Here is a 21,650-nt window from a genome sequence, read left to right as displayed (position 1 = left end):
TATGGGCGGTCCAGGTTTGACCTCGTCTGCAGGACGCGTACCATCGATAAGGTTTCAAGCCCGCTCTGCAGCTCCGCTACCCCCACCCCCAGACGTTTTCTTAAACAGCGGGTGAACTATGCTGTGCAGTGCAGGCAGGGGAGTGGAACTGCTGTACGTAGACTCTGCAGATTGGGCAACAGGTGGACATCACCTTCATGGTGGCGCTGGTCATTGCGCTGGCGTTATTTTTCGACTTCACGAACGGGTTCCATGACACCGCGAACGCGATGGCCACGCCCATCGCCACCGGTGCCATCAAGCCGAAGACTGCGGTTGCCCTCGCGGCGGCCCTGAACCTTGTCGGGGCCTTCCTGTCCACGGAAGTCGCGAAAACGGTCTCGGGCGGCATCATCCGCGAGGGGTCGGGCGGGGTCCAGATCACCCCGGACATTATTTTTGCCGGCCTCATGGGCGCCGTTCTGTGGAACATGATCACCTGGCTCAAGGGACTGCCGTCCAGTTCATCCCATGCACTCTTCGGGGGCCTCATCGGTGCCGCGATCATCGGCATCGGATTCCACGCCGTCAATCTTGAGACGCTGCTGCAGAAGGTCATTCTGCCCGCCATCTTCGCCCCGGTCATCGCCGGGCTTGTGGCCTACATCTGCACCCGCATCGCCTACGCGCTCACGGCCCGCCATGATCCGGAGACGGGCAGCAAGCTCACCCAGAAGCGCGGCGGTTTCCGGACGGGCCAGGTGTTCACCTCCAGCCTCGTGGCCCTGGCGCACGGCACCAACGATGCCCAGAAGACCATGGGCATCATCACCCTGGTCCTCATCTCGGCAGGAACGCAGCAGCCGGGCTCCGGCCCGCAGCTGTGGGTGATCACGGCGTGCGCACTCGCCATCGCTGTCGGAACGTACGCCGGCGGCTGGCGCATCATCAGGACCATGGGCGCCGGACTCACGGAGGTCAAGCCCGCCCAGGGCTTCGCGGCCGAGTCGAGCACAGCTTCCGCCATCCTGGCCTCCTCGCACCTTGGCTTTGCCCTGTCCACCACCCAGGTGGCCTCCGGTTCAGTGATCGGTTCCGGCATGGGCCGCAGGGGCACCACGGTGCGCTGGGGCATGGTGGGGCGCATCGCCCTCGGCTGGCTCTTCACGCTGCCCGCCGCAGGCATTGTCGGTGCTCTGACCGCGCTGCTGGTCAAGACCGGGGTCGTCGGCGTGGTCATCGCGGCAGTGGCCGGCATCGGCGCCGTGCTGTACATGTTCCTGGTATCCCGCAAATCCCAAGTGGGCCACCACAACGCCGTCGAGGTCGAAGAGGCCGGGCAGGCAGTCCGCTTCGCGAAGAAGAAGGCCCTCGCCAGGGCACGCGCCGCCGAGCGCGCCAAGAACAAAAACCTGAAGGGCCCGCAGCGATGAAGTGGTTGGAACTCCTCACCGTAGCCGGCGCCACACTCGTCGCCGCCGTGACCGTAGTGGTCCTCTATTCCCTCGGCGTCCGGCTGACCGCCATCGCCGGTGACCGCCAGGTCGCCGCGCCGGCGTGGGTCAAATACCTCTCCTACGTCTGCTTTGGACTCTGCGCCATCGCCGTGATGTTCGGGCTGTACCTGATCATTCCGTACTTCAGCGGCTAACCGGGCGGGTCCGGCGACGGACCGCCTATGGAACTGCGCCGCCTCGTGCTGCTCTGGGAACCCCGTGCTGCTCTGGGAACCCTGGCCGCTCCGGGCCCCTGTGACGCTCTGGGAACGCTGAAGCGGAGTGGCTAGGCTGGGTCCATGCCCAGTGTCCAGTATTACGCTGCGTCCTCCCTCGACGGCTTCATCGCCACGGCAGACGACGACCTTGCCTGGCTGCTGCAGTTCGACGGCTTCGGAGGCGGCAAGGAAAGCTACGACGCCTTCATGGCCGGCGTCGGCTGCATCGTCATGGGTGGAACCACCTACGAGTGGCTGATAGAGCATGAACCCGGCAACTGGCCTTACCCCGGCACGCCCTGCTGGATCTTCACCCACCACGAGTTCAGCGCCCCGCCGGGAGCTGACATCACGTTCGTGCGCGGCGAGGTGACAGAATTCATTGACGACCTCTGGCGCGACGCTGCCGGCCAAAACATCTGGGTGGTGGGCGGCGGCGAGCTCGCCGCCCAGTTCGCCGGCGCCGGTCTCCTGGACGAACTGATTGTCTCGGTCATCCCGGTGGTGCTCGGAAGCGGAAAACGGCTGCTTCCCCTCGCCCAGGGCCCGACGGCGCCACTGGAGTTTCAGGAGGCGCGGCCCCAGGGGCGGGGGATCGTGGAGCTCCGGTACCGCTGGCCTGGGCGCTAGTCTCTTCTGCCGCTACCGGATGAGGTTGGTGATGCGCGCCGTGGACAACCGGCGCCCCTGTTCGTCGGTCATCACGATTTCGTGAGTGGTCAGCGTGCGGCCCAGGTGGATGGCCGTGCACGTTCCGGTGACCGTGCCCGCGGACACCGCGCGGTGGTGCGTGGCTCCCACCTCGATGCCCAGCGCCTGGCGGCCGGGACCGGCGTGCATCCCGGCGGCAAACGATCCCAGGGTCTCGGCCAGCACCACATGCGCGCCGCCGTGCAGGATCCCGGCCACCTGCGTATTCCCCTCCACCGGCATCGTGGCAACGCACCGTTCAGGGCTCATCTCCAGGAACCGGATCCCCATCTTCACCACGAGGGCGCCGATGCCGTACCCGGCGAGCCAGTCGTGCAGGTGCTCGGGGACGCCGGCCTCAAACAGCTCTTCCCGAAAGTCGGCTTCGGCCGCGGCCTCCACCGCACCGGGCGTCCCAACCGCCGCAGGCGTTTCGACGGCAGAGCGCGCTTCCGCCGCCGCGCCGGCCTCTGCGGGACTGGCCTCACCGGCAGGGCCCGGCGTGAAATTGTCCATCATGGCAACTAGGCTGGCACCTGTGAGTGAAACAACCAAACCGGCCCCAATTCCGTCCACAACCCAGACCCTTCAGGACATCGCGGTGTCCTCGCCTGACGCCCCGTCGGTGTCGGCCACCGAGGCACCCGTCGTTCCCCTGACGGAGCAGCCCCGGCTTCTGGTCCTGGACGGGCACTCCATGGCCTTCCGGGCTTTCTTTGCCCTCCCGGCTGACAAGTTCTCCACCGCCCGGGGCCAGCACACCAACGCTATCCACGGCTTCACGTCCATGCTCATTAACCTGATCAAGGAACAGAAGCCCACCCACGTCGCGGTCGCTTTCGACGTCTCGGACGACACCACTCACCGCAAGGCCGAGTACAGCGAGTACAAGGGCGGCCGCAACGAGACGCCCCGCGAAATGAGTGGCCAGATCGACCTAATCGATCAGGTCATGGGCGCCTGGGGCATCAAGACCATCAAGATGCCCGGTTACGAAGCGGACGACATCCTGGCCACGCTCGCAGCCATGGGTGAAAAGGCCGGTTTTGAAGTCCTGCTCGTGTCCGGTGACCGCGACGCGTTCCAGCTCATCACGGACAACGTCTTCGTGCTGTACCCGAGGAAGGGCGTCAGCGACATCCCGCGCATGGATGCCGCCGCCATCGAGGCGAAGTACTTCGTCAGCCCCTCCCGGTATTCGGACCTCGCCGCCCTGGTGGGGGAGACCGCTGACAACCTGCCGGGCGTCCCGGGAGTCGGACCCAAAACGGCAGCCAAGTGGATCAACCTCTACGGCGGCCTCGAAGGCGTGCTGGAACACCTCGACGCCATCGGCGGGAAGGTGGGGGACGCGCTGCGGGACAACGTGGACGCGGTCAAGCGCAACCGCAAGCTGAACCGGCTCCACACCGACCTTGACCTCCCGGTGACGCTGGACGAGCTGGCTGATCCGCGGCCGGACCAGAAGGCCGTCGAGGAGCTCTTCGACGAGCTCGAATTCAAAACGATCCGCACCCGCCTCTTTGATCTGTACGCGAGCGAAGCGCCTGCGCCGGAGCGCGAGCCCCTGGAGGCCAGGGACTTCGCCGCGCTGACCGACGCGGACTCGCTCCGGGCCTTCCTCCAAGCAGGGGCCGGTCACCGGTCCGCCCTCGCAGTAGACGTGCTGCCCGGCCGGATCGGCGAGGACGCGGACGCGGTCGCCATCGTGCGGGACGATGCCGCCGCCTACGTGGACCTCACCGCGCTGGACGCCGACGCCGAAAATGTGCTGGCCCAGTGGCTCCGGGACGCGGGATCCCCGAAGGTGATGCATGGCTACAAGGCTGCGCTGAAGGCGCTGGCCAACCGCGGGTTCGGCCTGGAAGGCGTGGTGGATGACACCTCCATCTCCGGCTACCTCATCCAGCCCGACCGCCGCACGTACGAACTGGCCGAACTGGCCCAGTTCCACCTGAACATCCACATCACCCCCGAGGCCGCCAAGGCGGGCCAGCTGGAGCTGGCCTTCGACGACGACGCCGCGGCCTCCGGAGCGCTGGTCCAGGTGGCCGCCGTCGTCCATAAACTGAGCCGGTTCTTCGAATCGGAACTGAGGGACCGCAAGGCCGAGGACCTGCTGGCCACGCTGGAGCTGCCGGTGGCCCGAGTCCTCGCGGACATGGAGAAGACCGGCATCGCCGTCTCCATGGAGCTGATGGACGAACAACTGGCGGACCTGGCCAGGGTGATCGACGATGCCCAGGAACGGGCGTTCGCCGCGATCGGCCACGAGGTGAACCTCGGTTCGCCGAAGCAGCTGCAGACGGTCCTCTTCGAGGAGCTGCAACTGCCCAAGACCAAGAAGATCAAGTCCGGTTACACCACGGACGCCGCATCGCTGAAGAACCTGCTGGAGAAAACCGGGCATGAATTCCTGGTCCAGCTCATGGCCCACCGCGAATCGGCGAAGCTGCGGCAGATGGTGGAAACGCTCAAGAAATCCGTGGCGGAGGACGGCCGCATCCACACCACCTACGCCCAGAACGTGGCCGCCACCGGGCGCATCTCGTCCAACAACCCGAACCTGCAGAACATCCCGATCCGCAGCGAGGAGGGCCGCCGCGTGCGCGGCATCTTCGTGGTCAGCGACGGCTACGAGTGCCTGCTGTCCGCGGACTACTCGCAGATCGAGATGCGCATCATGGCGCACCTGTCCGGGGACGCCGGCCTGATCGAGGCCTACCGCGAGGGGGAGGACCTGCACCGCTTCGTCGGCTCGTCCATCTTCCACGTGCCGCCGGCCGAGGTGACCAGCGCGATGCGATCCAAGGTCAAGGCCATGTCCTACGGCCTGGCCTACGGGCTGACGTCCTTCGGGCTGTCCAAGCAGCTCGAGATCTCGGTGGACGAGGCCAGGAACCTCATGAAGGACTACTTCGACCGGTTCGGTGCCGTGCGGGACTACCTCCGCGGCGTGGTGGACCAGGCCAGGGTGGACGGCTACACGGCCACGATCGAGGGCCGGCGCCGCTACCTGCCGGACCTCACCAGCACGGACCGGCAGCTGCGGGAGAACGCCGAACGCATCGCCCTGAACTCGCCCATCCAGGGCTCCGCGGCGGACATCATCAAGCGCGCCATGCTGGGCGTGCACTCGGAACTGGCCGCGCAGGGGCTCAAGTCACGCATGCTTTTGCAGGTCCATGACGAACTGGTGCTGGAAGTGGCCAACGGCGAACGGGAGGCAGTCGAAAAGCTCGTTACGGAGCAGATGGCCGCCGCCGCGGAACTCAGCGTGCCGCTGGAAGTCCAGATCGGCGTCGGCACCAGCTGGTACGACGCCGGGCACTAGCCTTAGCGGCCGGGGCCGGCCGCCGCGGGCACTTCAGCTTGCCTATGGCGGGCTGTCGGGACCTTGGCTAGGCTCGGGGTTGTGTCTAATCTGAGCGCTGACTATGAAATCCGTCGGTTCCAAGCGGCGGCCAAAGACGATCCTGCCTACGGGGAGTCGGTTGCCTGGATGCAGGCGGTAGCCTTCGGCTTCCACGATGCCCGGCGCAGCGAGGAACGCGTGGACAAGAGCATCGAGCTGCAGCGCACCGACGGGCGCGTCATGACCGGGGTGTACCAGGCCGGAACGGTGGCCTGCCACTCACTAGGAGCCGACGTGCCCGTTGCCACCTTCGGGACAATGACCAAGACACTGAACATCGGCTTTGGCCGGCTGCTGGACACCCGGCTGGTGACCGCCGTGACGGTCCGCACCTCACACCGGCGCCGCGGCCTGCTGCGCCGCATGATGGGGGAGGACCTGGCCCTGGCCCGGGAGGAAGGCCTCGCGATGGCCGCCCTCACGGCGTCCGAGGCCTCGATCTATGGCCGGTTCGGGTTTGGCGTGGCAACGTCCGAGCAGTCCATGAAGGTGGACACCACTGCGCGTTTCCGGCTCAACCACACACCGGTGGGCAGCGTCGAGGTGGCCGACCCCAAGGTGCTGCTGGACCTGGCTCCGGAGGTCTTCGAGCGTCTGCACCGCAGCACGCCCGGATCCATCGGCCGGCACGAGTTCTACCGGCAGTTCGCCTCGGGATCCGTCAGCCGCGAGGGGGGCGAAGACCCGAAGGTCAAGGTGGCGCTGCACTACGGGCCCGGCGGCGACGTGGACGGCTACGTCTCGTACAGGTTTGCCGGCTGGACCAGCACCCCGTACACCATGGAAGTCGTGGACCTGGTCGCGGCGACGGGAGCGGCGTACCTCGAGCTGTGGCAGTACCTGGCCGCCATCGACCTGGTGGACCGGATCACCTGGGAGGAAGCGCCGGTGGACGATACGCTCCGGTGGGCCCTCGAGGACGCGCGCTGCGTGGAGGCCACGGAAGCGCGGGACATGCTCTGGCTGCGGATCCTCGACGTGAAGCAGGCCCTGGAAGCCCGCCACTACCCGGCTGACGGGCGGCTGGTGCTGAAAGTCTCCGACTCCCTCGGCCTGACCGGCGGCACCTTCACATTGGAAGCGGACGGCGGCGGCGCAGAGGTCACCTCCGGAGACCCCAGCGCGCCGGACCTCACCGCACCGGACCTCGAGCTGGATGTCGCGGCGCTGTCCGCCATTTACCTTGGCGGGGTCAGCCCCGTGACCCTGGCGGCGTCGGGGCGCATTCTGGAGCACACGCCGGGCGCGGCGTTCCGCGCCGCCCGCATGTTCGCCGTCGAACGTCCGCCGCACTGCCTGACACACTTTTAGCGCTTTGACCCCGGTTGGCGCTTGCCACTAGAATAAACGGGCGTGTACTACGTGCATGCTTTTTCTTTAATCCACAAAATCAGGATGACCAGGCACTTCCCTGCGAGGTGCCCGCACCTGCGCCTGCGTTCCATAACGCAGGCGCGGCGGTTTGCCTGACCGACTAACTATCCACAACGGAGCCCCTACTACATGACCATCACCTCCACCGAGAAGCCCGGTACCCCCGTAGTCGCGATCAACGACATCGGTACCGCTGAGGACTTCCTCGCAGCTGTCGACGCCACCATCAAGTACTTCAACGACGGAGACCTCGTCGAAGGTACCGTCGTCAAGGTCGACCGCGACGAAGTTCTGCTCGACATCGGTTACAAGACCGAAGGTGTCATTCCCTCCCGCGAGCTTTCCATCAAGCACGACGTTGACCCCGGAGACGTCGTCTCCGTTGGCGATCAGGTCGAAGCCCTGGTGCTCACCAAGGAAGACAAAGAAGGCCGCCTGATCCTCTCCAAGAAGCGTGCTCAGTACGAGCGTGCCTGGGGCGACATCGAGAAGGTCAAGGAAGAAGACGGTGTTGTCACCGGTACCGTCATCGAGGTTGTCAAGGGTGGTCTTATCCTCGACATCGGTCTGCGCGGCTTCCTGCCCGCATCCCTCGTCGAGATGCGCCGTGTGCGCGACCTGGCTCCGTACATCGGTCAGCAGATCGAAGCCAAGATCATCGAGCTGGACAAGAACCGCAACAACGTTGTGCTGTCCCGCCGTGCATGGCTCGAGCAGACCCAGTCCGAGGTCCGCTCCACGTTCCTCAACAAGCTGGAAAAGGGCCAGGTCCGTCCCGGCGTCGTTTCCTCCATCGTCAACTTCGGTGCCTTCGTGGACCTGGGCGGCGTAGACGGCCTGGTTCACGTTTCCGAGCTGTCCTGGAAGCACATCGACCACCCGTCCGAGGTTGTCGAAGTTGGCCAGGAAGTCACCGTCGAGGTTCTCGAGGTCGACCTGGACCGCGAGCGCGTTTCCCTGTCGCTCAAGGCTACGCAGGAAGATCCGTGGCAGACCTTCGCCCGCACCCACGCCCTCGGCCAGGTTGTTCCGGGTAAGGTTACCAAGCTCGTTCCGTTCGGTGCGTTCGTTCGCGTCGAAGACGGCATCGAAGGCCTCGTTCACATCTCCGAACTGGCTGTCCGCCACGTGGAGCTCGCTGAGCAGGTTGTCTCCGTTGGCGACGAACTGTTCGTCAAGGTCATCGACATCGACCTCGAGCGCCGCCGCATCTCCCTCTCCCTCAAGCAGGCCAACGAGGGCGTTGACGCCGACAGCACCGAGTTCGATCCCGCTCTGTACGGCATGGCCGCAGAGTACGACGAAGAGGGCAACTACAAGTACCCGGAGGGCTTCGACCCGGAGTCCAACGAGTGGCTTGAAGGCTACGAGAACCAGCGCGCCGCCTGGGAGCAGCAGTACGCTGACGCCCAGACCCGCTGGGAAGCACACAAGAAGCAGGTCACCCAGCACGCCGCCGATGACGCTGCAGCTGCAACGGCCGGTGAGAGCGACTCCGGCACCACCAGCTACTCCTCCGAGCCGGCTGCCACCGATTCCGGTGCAGGCACGCTTGCTTCGGACGAGGCGCTTGCCGCTCTGCGCGAGAAGCTGACCGGCAACTAATTGCCAGGCATTAGCTAATTGCCACTGAAAAGGTGGCCGTCCCCGAGAGGGGGCGGCCACCTTTTTGTTTACCGTTCTTGCCTGGGGAACGTCAGGCGGTCTGGCCGGCGTGCTCGCCTTCGGCGATCTCCTCCAGCACCTTGTCGTTGAATGCGGGAAGGTCGTCCGGCTTCCTGCTGGTCACGAAGCCCTGGTCCACCACGACTTCCTGGTCGCTCCAGTTGGCGCCCGCGTTCCGCAGGTCTGTGGCCAGCGTGTGGTAGGAAGTGAGGTTCCTGCCCTTGACGACGCCCGCATCGATGAGCAGCCAGGGGCCATGGCAGATGGCCGCCACCGGCTTGTGCTGTTCAAAGAAGCTGCGGGCAAACGCCTGCGCGTCCTTGTCCACCCTGAGGTGGTCTGCGTTCACCACGCCGCCCGGGATCACCAGTGCGTGGAAGTCCGCGGCGTTGGCGTCCTTCAGGGTCAGGTCGACGTCGAAAGTGTCGCCCTTTTCGACGCCCTCAAAACCCTGGAGCTTCCCGCTCTTCGGAGCCACCAGGACAGGTTCGCCGCCGGCGTTCTTGACGGCGTCCCACGGGCTGGTCAGTTCAACCTGCTCCACGCCGTCCGTCAACAGGAAGGCGACCCTCTTGCCGGTGATGTCGTGCTCTGACATGCGTCCTCCTTTTCCGTGTGGTGCCTTACACGTCCACCCTAGAAAAGCGCAAAGTCATAAGCAAGCTGATGATTCTTTTCCGGCAGCCGCCCGTCTTGGCAATCCGTCAGTGCGGAACGTCAATCCACTCCGTGTCCTCGCGCTGGAGGCCGGCGCTTCCGGCTGTCAGGGCGGCCAGCCGGTCGGCGGCCGCGGCCAGGTCACCGGGGGCGTCCGGCAGCGCGATGCGCAGCACCGTGGACTGGGCTTCGTAGCCGGTCTCCGCCATCGCATAGCCCGCGCTGCGCAGGTCGTTCTCAAGACGCCCTGCCGCGGCGTGAGGTACCCGGACGGCACAGATGCGCAGCCGCCGGCGCTGCACCAGCGGTGCCAGCTCCAGCGCCGTCGAGACTGATTCGGAGTAGGCGCGCACCAGCCCGCCGGCTCCCAGCAGGATCCCCCCGAAGTAGCGCACGACGACGGTACTTACGTCGCTGAGGTCCGTCACCCCGGGTGCGGTTTCCCGCCGGAGCAGGGCCTCCAGCATCGGGATTCCGGCGGTGCCGGAGGGTTCGCCGTCGTCACTGGACCGCTGGATGTCCCGGTCCGGCCCCAGGACGAACGCGGAGCAGTGGTGCCGGGCGTCATGGAACTCGCGGCGGAGTTCAGACACCAGCGCGCGGGCATTCTCTTCGGTCCCCGCACGGCGCAGGACGGTGATGAACCGGGAGCGCTTGATCTCGATCTCATGGCGGAAGCCGTCCCCGGCAGCCAGCGCGGTGTACGCGGACCGGCTGCTTTGTGTCGGCTCGGTCTGTATTGCCCCTTTATGTGTTGGGACTGCCTCGTCTGCCACCGCTTCAGTCTAGTCTTGGGGAGTGCTGAAGATTGGGTTGACGGGCGGCATCGCCTCGGGGAAGTCCCTGGTGGCAACGCGCCTGGAAGAACTGGGGGCAGTGCTCGTCGATGCCGACGCGATCGCCCGTGAAGTGGTGGAACCGGGCACTCCGGGGCTGGCCGCCGTCGTGGAAGCGTTCGGCCCGGACATCCTCGACGGCGAGGGGAGGCTCGACCGGCCGCGCCTCGGGGCCATCGTGTTTCAGGAGCCGGAACAGCGCGCCGTGCTCAATGGCATCGTGCATCCGCTCGTGCGCGAACGCGCCGCGGCGGTGATTGCGGCCGCGCCGGGGGACGCGGTGGTGGTCCAGGACATCCCGCTCCTGGTGGAAACCGGACAGCAGAAGAACTTCCACCTCGTGCTGGTGGTGGATGCGCCCGAGGATGTCCGGCTGCAGCGCATGACCGGGCACCGTGGGATGACTGAAGCGGACGCCCGTGCACGGATGGCCGCCCAGGCGTCCCGCCAGGACCGGCTCGCCGCTGCGGACGTGGTCCTTCCCAACGCCGGCACGCGGCAGGAGCTGCTGGCTGCCGTGGACCGTCTGTGGGACGGGCGGCTCGTGCCCTTCGCGCGGAACATCAGCCAGGCCGCGGTGGCCGGCCGCAGCGGCGCGCCCCTCCTCGTGGCCCCGAACCTGGACTGGCCGCGCCAGGCTGCCTGTCTGGCCGAGCGGCTGAAGGCCGCCGCCCCGGAGGGTGTCCTGGCCGTGGACCACATCGGGTCGACGTCGGTTGCCGGCCTCAGGGCGAAGGACGTCATCGACCTGCAGCTCGCGGTGGCTGATCTGGCGACGGCAGACCGGATTGCCCCCCTGCTGGGTGCCGCAGGGTTCCCGCTCTGGCCGGGCGTCCTGATGGACAGCCCCCACGGGCGCTTTGACCCCGCTGCCTGGTCCAAGCGCCTGCACGGCAACGCAGATCCGGCCCGTCCGGTGAATCTCCATGTCCGGGTGGCCGGTTCGCCGGGCTGGCGGTTTGCCCTCTGCTTCCGCGACTGGCTGCGCGCCGATCCAGCGGCACGGGGGGAGTATGCCGCGGAGAAGCGCAGGCTGGCCGCCCTGCATGCGTCCGACGCCAACACGTCCGGCTACGCCGACGACAAAGAGGCCTGGTTCCGCGACGTTGGGGCTCCCGGAATGGAACGGTGGGCCGAAAGCAGCGGCTGGCAGCCGCCGTCGTACGTTTCCAGCTCCGCCAACGCGGGTCAGCGCTGAACCCAGTACAGCCCAAAGCGGAATCAGGAGTTCCTGTCAGTGGCCGGCTGTAGATTAGATGCATGAGTCTTGCGCAGGAGGTCAACCGGGTCGTTGCGCCCTTCGAGGTCATCAGTGAGTTCCAGCCCGCCGGTGACCAGCCGGCAGCCATCGCAGAACTGACGGAGCGCATCAGGAACGGCGAAAAGGACGTGGTGCTGCTCGGCGCCACCGGTACCGGCAAGAGCGCCACCACCGCGTGGCTGATCGAGCAGGTCCAGCGGCCCACGCTGGTGATGGTCCAGAACAAGACCCTCGCGGCGCAGCTGGCCAACGAGTTCCGCGAACTTCTGCCGAACAATGCGGTGGAGTACTTCGTGTCCTACTACGACTACTACCAGCCCGAAGCGTACGTGGCGCAGACGGACACGTTCATCGAGAAGGACTCCTCCATCAACGAGGAAGTGGAGCGGCTCCGGCACTCCGCCACCAACGCGCTCCTCACCCGCCGCGACGTGATTGTGGTGGCAACCGTGTCCTGCATCTACGGTCTGGGCACGCCGGAAGAGTACATCGCCGGTATGGTGACGCTGCGCAAGGGCGCCGAGATGAACCGTGATGACCTGCTGCGCAAATTCGTGTCCATGCAGTACGCCCGCAATGACATGGACTTCCACCGCGGCACGTTCCGGGTCCGCGGCGACACCGTGGAAATCATTCCCATGTATGAGGAACTGGCCATCCGGATCGAGTTTTTCGGGGATGAGATCGAGAACATCCATACCCTGCATCCGCTGACCGGCGAGGTGATCCGGGACGAAGAGGAGATGTACGTGTTCCCGGCCTCGCACTATGTGGCCGGCCCCGAGCGGATGGCGCGTGCCATCAAGCGGATTGAGGACGAACTCGCGGAACGGCTCCAGGTCCTGGAGAGCCAGAACAAGCTCGTGGAATCCCAGCGGCTGCGGATGCGCACCACTTACGACCTCGAGATGATGCAGCAGATGGGTTTCTGCAACGGCATCGAGAACTACTCATCGCACATTGACGGCCGCGCCCGCGGAACCGCCCCGCATTGCCTCCTGGACTACTTCCCGGACGACTTCCTGCTGGTGGTGGACGAGTCCCACGTGACCATCCCGCAGATCGGGGCCATGTACGAGGGCGATATGTCCCGCAAGCGGAACCTGGTGGACTTCGGCTTCCGGCTGCCGTCCGCCATGGACAACCGCCCGCTGAAATGGGACGAGTTCCTGGAGCGCGTAGGCCAGACCGTGTACTTGTCCGCCACGCCCGGCAAATACGAGCTGGGCAAGGCGGACGGCTTCGTCCAGCAGATCATCAGGCCCACCGGTCTGATCGACCCCGAGGTGGTGGTCAAGCCCACGAAAGGCCAGATCGACGACCTGCTGGGTGAGATCAAGACCCGTACGGAGAAGAACGAACGCGTCCTGGTCACCACGCTGACCAAGAGGATGGCGGAGGACCTCACCGACTACCTCCTCGGCCATGGCATCAAGGTGGAGTACCTGCACTCCGACGTCGACACGCTGCGGCGTGTTGAGCTGCTCCGCGAACTCCGGATGGGCGTGTTCGACGTCCTGGTGGGCATCAACCTGCTCCGGGAAGGCCTTGACCTGCCGGAGGTCTCCCTGGTGAGCATCCTGGACGCGGACAAGGAAGGCTTCCTGAGGTCGTCCACGTCCCTGATCCAGACCATCGGCCGTGCGGCGCGCAACGTCTCGGGCCAGGTCCACATGTACGCGGACCGGATTACTGACTCCATGGCCCATGCCATCGATGAAACAAACCGGCGCCGCGCCATCCAGGTGGCCTACAACACGGAAAACGGAATCGATCCGCAACCGCTGCGGAAGAAGATCGCCGACATCACCGACCAGCTGGCCAAGGAAGACGCGGACACCCAGGAACTGCTCAACAACAACCGTTTGGCCAAGGGCGCCAAGCGCGGCAAGTCCGCCGCCAAGGGGGCGGCCACCGTCCGCGCCGACGGGCTGGCGGCGGCGCCTGCCGAGGACCTGGTGGGCCTGATTGAGCAGCTGACCGAGCAGATGCACGGAGCGGCCGCCGAACTGCAGTTCGAAGTGGCTGCCCGCATCCGCGACGAAGTATCCGAGCTTAAGAAGGAACTGCGGCAGATGCAGTCGGCCGGGCACGCCTAGCCACCCTTGGATCAGGTGGCGCGGGCGCGGGGCGTCACCTGGCGCATCGGGCGGCGCAGGGCCGTCGTGGCGCAGGGCCGGCACGCGGCGCGGGGCCGTCACGTGGCGGGGCGGCGCAGGGCCGTCGTGGCGCAGGGCCGGCACGCGGCGCGGGGCCGTCACGTGGCGCGGGGGACCGCGCCTCTAGGGTAAAGTTGAGGTCACGTAGGGGAGTATCCCAAGCGCTACGAACGTCAACACGCAGGGCACAGATGCCCTGCCGGGCGTAGCGGGCAGCCACATCAGCACCAAGTGCACAGGTTCGCCGGAGAGACTTACACCGGTTTTCTGTACCCTGCGAAAGGCATTTTTGTGGAACTTCCCGTCTGGTTCGAGGTCGGCTCGTTCGTCGTCCTCGGCATCATCCTCCTTATGGACCTGCTTCTGGTCGTGCGCCGTCCGCATGAGCCCTCCATGAAGGAAGCCGGCCTCTGGGTGGCCTTCTACGTGGCATTGGCCCTCGTGTTCGCCGGTGCCATGTTCGCGTTCACGGGACCCGAGTACGGCAGCCAGTTCGTGGCCGGCTGGGTGACTGAGTACAGCCTCAGCATCGACAACCTGTTTGTCTTCATCATCATCATGGCCCGCTTCTCCGTGCCCCGTAAGTACCAGCAGGAAGTGCTGATGGTGGGCATCATCATCGCGCTGATCCTGCGCGGCATCTTCATCATGCTCGGCGCCATCGTAATCGAGCAGTTCAGCTGGGTCTTCTACATCTTCGGCGCCTTCCTCCTCTGGACCGCCTGGAAGCAGGCGCAGGACGAGGGCGAAGACGAAGAGGACAAGGAGAACGCCCTCATCGGCAAGCTCCGCAAGGTCATCCCCATGTCCGAAAAGTTCGACGGCGGCAAGCTGCGCACCACGGTGGACGGCAAGAAGGTCTTCACCCCCATGGTGATCGTTTTCGTCACCATCGGTATGACCGACCTGCTCTTCGCGGTCGACTCCATCCCCGCGATCTTCGGCCTGACGCAGAGCGCCTTCATCGTCTTCACGGCGAACATCTTCGCCCTGATGGGCCTGCGTCAGCTGTACTTCCTGCTCGGCGGCCTGATGAACCGTCTCATCTACCTGAAGCACGCGCTGTCCATCATCCTGGCGTTCATCGGCGTGAAGCTGATCCTGCACGCCATGCACGTCAACGAGCTGCCGTTCATCAACGGCGGGCACCACATCGAATGGGCCCCGGAAATCCCCACGTACGTGTCCCTCGCGGTCATCATCGGCACCATCATCATCGCCGTGATCGCCAGCCTGGTGAGCTCCGGCGCGCAAAAGGCCAAGCTGGATGCCCGCCTCGAGGAAGACTCCCGGAAGAGCCTGAGCGACGTCGACTAGCTTCCGCCGCTTCAGCGTGAAAGCAACCCCGGCCAACTGGTGGCCGGGGTTGCCTTTTTTTGCATGTCGAGAGGGTTCGGAGCGCGAACGGGCAGGTAATGCCCGCAAATCCCCGTCTTGAGGGCATTACCTGCCAGTTCGCGCGGCTTGTGTGCCCGTTCGCGCTGGCTTCAGCGGGCGGAGCGCACCATGCCGAGCAGGCGGCCGAAGATGGCCTCACCGTCGTCCGCGATGCCGTCGTGGTGGAACTCGCCGGTTTCCCAGGTATACAACTTGCGGACGGCCGCTGCGGTCTCCATGGAGAGCCCGTGGTCCACATAGATGTCGTCGCGGTAGACGGCGGCCGCCGCGGGCACGATGTTGGCAGCCAGCTGCGCGGTGTCATACAGCGGCTTCCAGTCAGCCTTGGCCGCCAGCAGTTCCGCCACTTCTTGCAGCGGGCGGAGGGCAGGGTCCTGCTCGAAGTACCAGGGGTAAACCATCTCGCCGGTCAGGAGTACGTCGGCAGCGTCCGGGCGGAATTCCGGGAACTCGTCGAGGACGCGCCAGGCTGCCCATGCCGTGGCCGCGCCCTGGCCGTAGATGGACTCGTGCATGAGCGCGTACAGCGGATTGGCTGCCCGCGAGACCAGGGGGCGGACCTGCTCCAGGAACGGATCGGAGAGCCGCGGACCGCCGGGCGCCTCCACAAAGGCGTCCTCCAGCAGGTTGTGCAGGGTGTCCACCCGGGTGTTCCCGCCGAGGAAGGACCCCACCATCTGGAACCTCTCGACCGTGAGGGGAGACCCGTCCGGGAGGCACTCCGCCGTGCTGCGGAGGTGACTGGCGATGCGGTTTACAGTTTCCCGGTCCTCGGGGTACCAGCCGAAGTACTCCGCATTGCGGGCTGCCACCCGTCTGAAGGTCTCGCGGTAGACCCGCTCCGGGGAACCGGTGAGCGGAGCGAGCCCTCCGGTGATCAGCACCTCGCGCAGGCCCCTGGGTGCGAAAGACAGGTACGTGAGCGCGCAGAAGCCGCCGTAGCTCTGTCCGTAGACAGTCCACGGCTCCGAGCCGAGAGCCTGGCGGATAAGCTCGGCGTCGGCGATGATCGAATCGGCCCGGAAGTGCTCAAGGTACCTCGCCTGCGCTGCCGCATCCCCGCGCAGGGGCAGGCTGTTGCGGTCAATGGGGGAGGAGAGGCCGGTGCCCCGCTGGTCCAGCATCAAGATGCGGAAGTCCTTGGCGGCTGCCTTGCTCCAGCCGCCCAGCGACGCGAAGCGGTTGCCGCGTCCGCCCGGGCCGCCCTGAAGGTACAGGAGCCACGGCAGCTCGGCGGCCTCGGCCTCGCTGTGTTCCTCGGACACGTATTCGCGGGCGAACACTGTTATGGTCTCGGCTGCGGCGTCAGCGGCCGGGTCCGCAAAATGGTCCAGCGGCACGGTGAAGCAGTGCTCCACCGTGCGCATGCCACGGAATGTGTGCCGGGCTCGGACCGTATGGACAGGGCTCTTCTGTGAGCTGGGGCCCTTCTGTACGCTGAGGCCCTTCTGTACGCTGGCGTCCAGCGCTGCCTCAGCCATGGACACCAACCTCGCTGCGGCTCCCGAACTCGGCCAGCGCGGCTCCCGTCAGCCGGAACGTGGACCAATTCTCCATCGGGAACGCGCCAAGCTTCCGGTAGAAGTTGATGGACGGTTCGTTCCAGTCCAGCACGCTCCACTCGACACGCGCGTAGCCGCGTTCGACGGCGGTCGCCGCCAGATGCTGCAAAAGGGCCTTCCCGTGGCCCTCGCCTCGGGCTTCCGGGGTCACGTAGAGGTCCTCCAGATAGATCCCGTGCACGCCTTCCCACGTTGAGTAGTTGAGGAACCAGAGCGCAAAGCCCTGTACCTGCCCGTCCTCGTTCTCGGCCATGTGGGCGTAAACGCGCGGGTTGCTGCCGAAGAGGACCTCGGTGAGCATCTCGGGGGTGTTCCGGACGGCGTCCGGCTCCTTTTCGTAGACGGCCAGCTCGTGGATCATCTGCAGGATTACGGGAACATCGGCGGGTGTGGAGGGACGGATTACACTCATGGATCCGAGCTTACTGCGTTCCGGGGAGGCGGCATGCCCGAAGGATGCCGCTGGCGTATAGGCTGTTGAATCCAATGACCCGTCAAGAATCCAGCAACCCTTCGGGGGCCGGCGTAAACAGGCCACCCCAGCCAGACGTGCAGCGGATCCGTTTGGCAGCCGTAAGGCTGTCCAGCGTCGACCTTGGCCATGCCGATTTCCTGGACGATGCCGAGCGGCAGTTGGCATGGACGTTCGCTTCGCAGGTGCGGCGGGAGAGGTTCCTGGCCGGGCGCATCGCGTTACGGAGCCATGCCGCCGAGGCCGCAGAAGTTGACGTACGGGACCTGCAGGCCGACTACGTCTGCCGGGAGTGCACCAGGGACGACCACGTGCACGGAATGCCGCGGTATCGAGCGGGCCCACGGAAGGTGACCGTCCTGGCGAGCCTGAGCAGGGCGGAAGACTGGTGCCTGGTGGCCGCGTCCACGGACGGGCAGGTGTTGGGGGTGGGCGTCGACCTGGAGAGCGGCGTAGCCGCAGGTTTTGAGGGGTTCGGACAGGTGGCACTTTCGGCGCGGGAACGGGAAGAACTGCAGAAGGTGGAGCCCGCGCTGCAGCCGGGTTTCCAGACACGTCTATGGACGCGCAAGGAGGCAGTCCTGAAGGCCCTCGGCAGGGGGCTGGCCTCCGTTGACCCGGCTCTCGTGGATGTTGCCGGTTCTGTTCCCCTGCTGCCGGTCCAGGTGGCAGGAACGGGTGGCCGTAATCGCTGGGTGGTCGATGCTGTGGATCCGGGTTCAGTGGGGCTGCCGCTTTCATTCACTGCAGCAGTGGCACTTGTCGTGAAGCCTCGCAGTTAACTGCAGCACCGGGCAACACTCCTAATCAGGGCGCGGCAGCATCGCGAAGGCGACCGTCACGTAGCCCAGGGCACCCGCCATATCGTGCAGCATCTGCCGGTCGATGTTTGAAATGTCGTCGCAAGCCCTGTGATAGCAGGCATCGTACTCGCTGTTCTCAACACCGCCGAACTCCTGCACCTGTTCTGCCGTCTTCTCGTCGTCGTCCCCGGTGAACAGACCGCCCGTGGGAATGCCGGCTTTCAGGAAGGGCCAGTAGTCGGAATCGCCATTTTCAAATATCGTGGGCGCGGCCGCGAGTCCGTTCTGTGCGAAATAGTCCAGGAAGGTGCGCTCGATGACGTCCGAGCCGGCCGGACCGGCATCTCCGAAGCTTGAGCCATCACCGTCGTGGACGAATAGTCCGCCGTTTGGCGATGCGACCATATCCAGGTTCAGGTTCAGCATGGTCTGCGCGATTTCCCCGTTGCTGAGGGAGTCCACGTAGTGCTGGGAACCCAGCAGGTCCACCTCTTCGGCGCCCCAGAAAGCAAAACGCACCCGGTTCTTCGGCTGGATGCCCGTTTCGGCCATCCAGCGGGCAGTCTCGATCAAGGCGGCTACGCCGCTGCCGTTGTCATTGATCCCGGGGCCGCGGCGCACGGAGTCGAGGTGCGCGCCCACCACGATGGTGTGCTGGGCGCTGCCCGCCGTGTCCGCGAGGATGTTGAAGGTCTCGACGTCCGTCCCGCGGTTCTCATCCCGATAGGTGAAGACCTGCCGCACAGGCTTGTACCCAGCAGCACGCAGCTGTTCCTCAACGTAACGGGCGGATGCTTCGTAGCCGCGGGTCCCCGAGGCACGGTTTCCGCCCGATTCGTCCGCGGCCTTCTGCAGTGCCTCAAGGTGCTGTATCAGGTTCCTGCCGGTGAAAGCTGAAAATACCTGCCTGGCAGTGGCCTTTGGGGCTGCTGCGACTGTGCTCGGCGCCGACGGCGCCCCCGGTGGGGGTGCGGGCCGGGCCGGTTGCGTCAGCGGAGATTCTTCCGCTGGCAAAGTCACAGCCGGCGGCGCCGGCAACGGGTCCCTCCCCGCAGGCGATGAACATGCCGCCAACAACACAGCCACCACAGCAACTAATGCTCCCGCTGTGGTCCTACGCGGTCTGCACCTCGAGGGGAACGCGTCCATGATTGAAAGTTACTGCCTGGTGAGGCTGCCCGGAAGGACTTTGACAAGAGTCGAGTATGACGCCGCGCGGGGGGTGCGTGTGCGAGTAAGTAGGTACTCACAGGTACTTGGATGCAGGTACTCAAAGTGATTGCGGTAGGCCACGAAACCCGTCTAGTGTCGAAACACAAGCCTCAACTGCATCTCGGATATTGCGGTGGGGAAGCCAGGTATTCGCTGCTGGGGGAAATAGCGGCGACCGCAGTGTTCCGTTCGTGCCGCTCTGGGCGGCTCTCTTGAAAAGTGAATTTGGCCGGACGCAGATGTCCGCCACCCTTCACACACAAGCTGGCAGGAACATGGCAGGAATATCCCAACCCTGACCAAGCTCATGGCAGGGGAACGAGTAAGAAAATGCCGATTATCAAGGATCCGCACCTGTTCAACGAGCAGAGCCTGTTCGTCGACCTGGAAGGGGTGCTGGACTGCCGCCTCTATCTGAAGATCGAGGGGTTTAATTTCGCCGGCTCAATCAAGCTCAAGCCCGCGCGGGAGATGGTTGAGCGCGCCGAGCGGGAGGGGCTGATCGGCCCTGGCTCGATCCTCGTGGAGTCCTCCTCGGGCAACCTCGGCGTCGCGCTCAGCATGATCGCCGCCAGCAAGGGATACCGCTTCGTGTGCGTGATCGATCCGCGCTGCAACCCGGCAACCCGGCAGCTCATGGAGTCGCTCGGGGCACAGGTGGACCTGGTCACCGAACCGGATCCCGTCGACGGCTTCCTCGGAGCCCGGCTTAACCACGTGCAGGACCTGTGCGCGTCCGACGAGCGGTACATCTGGCTCAACCAGTACACCAATCCCGGCAACTGGGGAGCGCACTACCGCTGGACTGCCCCCGGGATCTCTAATCAGTTCCCCGAACTGGATGTGCTATTTGTGGGAGCCGGGACAACGGGGACCTTGATGGGTTGCGCACGGTACTTCCGTGAGCACCGGCCCGATGTCCGGATTGTCGCGGTCGACGCCGCAGGTTCGGTCTCGTTCGGCGGCCAGCCGGCCGTCCGCCTGATCCCGGGACTGGGCATGAGCGTGCGGCCGCCGCAGCTCGACGAGTCCTTGATCGATGACGTGGTGATGGTCGAAGAACTGGACACGGTGCGCGCCTGCCACCGCCTCGCGGCGGCCGGCTTCATGCTCGGTGGCTCCACCGGCACCGTGGTCCACGGCGCCATGTCCTGGCTCACCGACCACGGCGCGCAGGACCTGACGGCGGTGGCCATCTCCCCGGACATGGGCCGTCCCTACCTGGATACCATCTACAACCCTGACTGGGTGCACGATCATTTCGGCGCCGCGGCGCTGGCATCCGCCGGTTTGACAGGGGCCCCGGACCGACGGTCCGATCCCGTGCCGGAGCCACAGCACCCAGCACCCGTACCCGTGGCCGATTACGTCGGCACCGCCGCACTAGGGAATTTCCTAAAGTGAAAATGCGTCTCGATAACCTACAGAGCCCACCACGTTCCACACCTCCCATCAATCCCCCCATTCCTGAGGCAACCGCAGCTCCGGCCGGGGGCCGCTCTCCAGCCACTCCGGCCACGGGTACGGCTGTTGTCCTGGAGCGCCGGCTGGCGGATCTGCTCGCATCGGTGGTGAAGAAGGACGATGTCCCCGTGGACGCCAACTTCTTCTACGACTTGGGCGCGGACTCGCTGGTCATGGCGCAGTTCTGCGCCCGGGTGCGCAAGCAGCCGGACCTGCCGGCGGTGTCCATCAAGGACATCTACCAGTATCCGACGATCTCGGCGCTGGCCGGGGCCCTGGCGCCGGCGGAACAGGTGACGGCACCGGCGGAAGAGGCGTCGGTGACGGTGCAGGTGCAGGACCGGTTGGCGGAGGTGCTGGCCGGCGTGCTGGACGTCGGGCAGGTCGCGGTGGGCGATGACTTCTTCCAGGATCTGGGCGCGGACTCGCTGGTCATGGCGCAGTTCTGCGCCCGGGTGCGCAAGCAGCCGGACCTGCCGGCGGTGTCCATGAAGGAGATCTACAGCAACCCGAATATCTCCGCGCTGGCAGCGGCGTTGCAGGTTCCCCGGCAAAAGGATAAGGAGCCGGAGACCTCGCCAGCGGTGGCCTCCGTGCCGGAGACGGCGGCGCCCATGGACGCGCGGAGGTGGGAGTACGTCATGTGCGGCGCCCTGCAGGCGCTCGTCTACCTCTGCTATTGCGTCCTTGCCGGCTGGCTGGCGGTCGTGGGCTACCAGTGGGAGTTCCCGAACGCCGGGCCAGGCAACCACCAATGGCTGAGTCATGGAATGGCTTTCTGGGAGATCTATCTGCGGGCGATCGGCCTCGCCGCAATGGTGTTCGTACTACTCTGCATCCTGCCGGTGGCGGCGAAGTGGCTCGTCATCGGGCGCTTCCGTCCGCGGGAGATCCGCATCTGGAGCCTGGCCTACTTCCGGTTCTGGCTGGTCAAGACCCTGATGCGGACCTCGCCCCTTTCGCTGATGACCGGTTCCCCGCTGACGACC

Annotated in this window: 18 protein-coding genes; 12 read left to right on the top strand and 6 right to left on the bottom strand. The window is 65.7% G+C overall.

Annotated features, from left to right (window positions below; all coding sequences use genetic code 11):
- Nucleotides 1–182 precede the first annotated feature (182 nt).
- From G9E11_RS04255 to G9E11_RS04245, 3 genes are all read left to right on the top strand, one after another.
- Nucleotides 183–1,412, top strand: coding sequence for an inorganic phosphate transporter (locus G9E11_RS04255; RefSeq protein ID WP_190603167.1), 1,230 nt, complete (start codon nt 183–185; stop codon nt 1,410–1,412).
- Entirely contained in the window at nt 1,409–1,630 is a 222-nt protein-coding gene (locus tag G9E11_RS04250) for a hypothetical protein (RefSeq protein WP_190603165.1), read from the top strand. The genes G9E11_RS04255 and G9E11_RS04250 overlap by 4 nt, the downstream gene beginning before the upstream one ends.
- Nucleotides 1,631–1,774: 144 nt before the next feature.
- Nucleotides 1,775–2,323 (top strand): dihydrofolate reductase family protein, encoded by a 549-nt coding sequence (locus tag G9E11_RS04245; protein ID WP_190603163.1) that lies wholly within the window; start codon nt 1,775–1,777, stop codon nt 2,321–2,323.
- Nucleotides 2,324–2,335: 12 nt separating this feature from the next.
- On the opposite strand, the gene G9E11_RS04240 is transcribed toward G9E11_RS04245, so the two are convergent.
- Nucleotides 2,336–2,902 (bottom strand): hotdog fold thioesterase, encoded by a 567-nt coding sequence (locus G9E11_RS04240; RefSeq protein WP_311764289.1) that lies wholly within the window; start codon nt 2,900–2,902, stop codon nt 2,336–2,338.
- Between the two features lie 178 nt (nt 2,903–3,080).
- Here G9E11_RS04240 and polA point away from each other — a divergent pair, with 178 nt between their 5' ends.
- From polA to rpsA, 3 genes are all read left to right on the top strand, one after another.
- The gene (gene polA, locus G9E11_RS04235) at nt 3,081–5,717 is read left to right on the top strand and encodes a DNA polymerase I (RefSeq protein ID WP_246468738.1); all 2,637 of its coding nucleotides are present in this window, start codon (nt 3,081–3,083) and stop codon (nt 5,715–5,717) included.
- Nucleotides 5,718–5,807: 90 nt separating this feature from the next.
- Entirely contained in the window at nt 5,808–7,109 is a 1,302-nt protein-coding gene (locus tag G9E11_RS04230; protein ID WP_190603633.1) for a GNAT family N-acetyltransferase, read from the top strand.
- Nucleotides 7,110–7,301: 192 nt separating this feature from the next.
- Nucleotides 7,302–8,777 carry a 30S ribosomal protein S1 gene (rpsA, locus tag G9E11_RS04225; protein WP_190603159.1) on the top strand — a complete coding sequence of 492 codons (1,476 nt, stop codon included), beginning with the start codon at nt 7,302–7,304 and terminating at the stop codon, nt 8,775–8,777.
- Between the two features lie 91 nt (nt 8,778–8,868).
- On the opposite strand, the gene G9E11_RS04220 is transcribed toward rpsA, so the two are convergent.
- Both G9E11_RS04220 and G9E11_RS04215 read right to left on the bottom strand, forming a co-directional pair.
- The gene (locus tag G9E11_RS04220) at nt 8,869–9,435 is read right to left on the bottom strand and encodes a type 1 glutamine amidotransferase domain-containing protein (RefSeq protein ID WP_190603157.1); all 567 of its coding nucleotides are present in this window, start codon (nt 9,433–9,435) and stop codon (nt 8,869–8,871) included.
- Between the two features lie 106 nt (nt 9,436–9,541).
- Entirely contained in the window at nt 9,542–10,189 is a 648-nt protein-coding gene (locus tag G9E11_RS04215; RefSeq protein ID WP_190603631.1) for an IMPACT family protein, read from the bottom strand.
- 103 nt (nt 10,190–10,292) lie between these two features.
- Between G9E11_RS04215 and coaE the strand changes: the two genes are divergently transcribed.
- The 3 genes from coaE to G9E11_RS04200 all read left to right on the top strand — a co-directional run bounded on the left by coaE (nt 10,293) and on the right by G9E11_RS04200 (nt 15,067).
- Nucleotides 10,293–11,528, top strand: a complete 1,236-nt coding sequence (gene coaE, locus G9E11_RS04210) for a dephospho-CoA kinase (protein ID WP_190603155.1) — start codon at nt 10,293–10,295, stop codon at nt 11,526–11,528.
- Nucleotides 11,529–11,590: 62 nt separating this feature from the next.
- Nucleotides 11,591–13,690 carry an excinuclease ABC subunit UvrB gene (gene uvrB, locus G9E11_RS04205; RefSeq protein ID WP_190603153.1) on the top strand — a complete coding sequence of 700 codons (2,100 nt, stop codon included), beginning with the start codon at nt 11,591–11,593 and terminating at the stop codon, nt 13,688–13,690.
- A 351-nt stretch (nt 13,691–14,041) separates the two neighbouring features.
- Nucleotides 14,042–15,067, top strand: a complete 1,026-nt coding sequence (locus tag G9E11_RS04200; RefSeq protein WP_190603151.1) for a TerC family protein — start codon at nt 14,042–14,044, stop codon at nt 15,065–15,067.
- Between the two features lie 170 nt (nt 15,068–15,237).
- Here the strand turns inward: G9E11_RS04200 and G9E11_RS04195 are convergent, their stop codons facing one another.
- Complete coding sequence (locus G9E11_RS04195) at nt 15,238–16,515, bottom strand: alpha/beta fold hydrolase (RefSeq protein WP_246468736.1); 1,278 nt, start codon at nt 16,513–16,515, stop codon at nt 15,238–15,240.
- Between the two features lie 106 nt (nt 16,516–16,621).
- On the bottom strand, nt 16,622–17,122 hold the full coding sequence (locus G9E11_RS04190; RefSeq protein WP_190603148.1) for a GNAT family N-acetyltransferase: 501 nt from the start codon (nt 17,120–17,122) through the stop codon (nt 16,622–16,624).
- Nucleotides 17,123–17,196: 74 nt separating this feature from the next.
- On the opposite strand from G9E11_RS04190, the gene G9E11_RS04185 reads away from it, so the two are divergent.
- Nucleotides 17,197–17,964 (top strand): 4'-phosphopantetheinyl transferase family protein, encoded by a 768-nt coding sequence (locus G9E11_RS04185; protein WP_190603146.1) that lies wholly within the window; start codon nt 17,197–17,199, stop codon nt 17,962–17,964.
- A gap of 21 nt (nt 17,965–17,985) precedes the next feature.
- Here the strand turns inward: G9E11_RS04185 and G9E11_RS04180 are convergent, their stop codons facing one another.
- Nucleotides 17,986–19,005 (bottom strand): M20/M25/M40 family metallo-hydrolase, encoded by a 1,020-nt coding sequence (locus G9E11_RS04180; protein ID WP_311764287.1) that lies wholly within the window; start codon nt 19,003–19,005, stop codon nt 17,986–17,988.
- A 522-nt stretch (nt 19,006–19,527) separates the two neighbouring features.
- On the opposite strand from G9E11_RS04180, the gene sbnA reads away from it, so the two are divergent.
- On the top strand, nt 19,528–20,601 hold the full coding sequence (gene sbnA, locus G9E11_RS04175) for a 2,3-diaminopropionate biosynthesis protein SbnA (RefSeq protein WP_190603143.1): 1,074 nt from the start codon (nt 19,528–19,530) through the stop codon (nt 20,599–20,601).
- 2 nt (nt 20,602–20,603) lie between these two features.
- Nucleotides 20,604–21,650: acyl carrier protein (locus G9E11_RS04170; protein ID WP_246468674.1), on the top strand; the 1,047-nt coding region annotated here is incomplete at its 3' end.

The sequence above is a fragment of the Arthrobacter ipis genome (genome assembly GCF_014694315.1).
GTDB classification, from domain to species: domain Bacteria; phylum Actinomycetota; class Actinomycetes; order Actinomycetales; family Micrococcaceae; genus Arthrobacter; species Arthrobacter ipis.
This window is presented reverse-complemented; position numbering and strand designations above follow the sequence as displayed.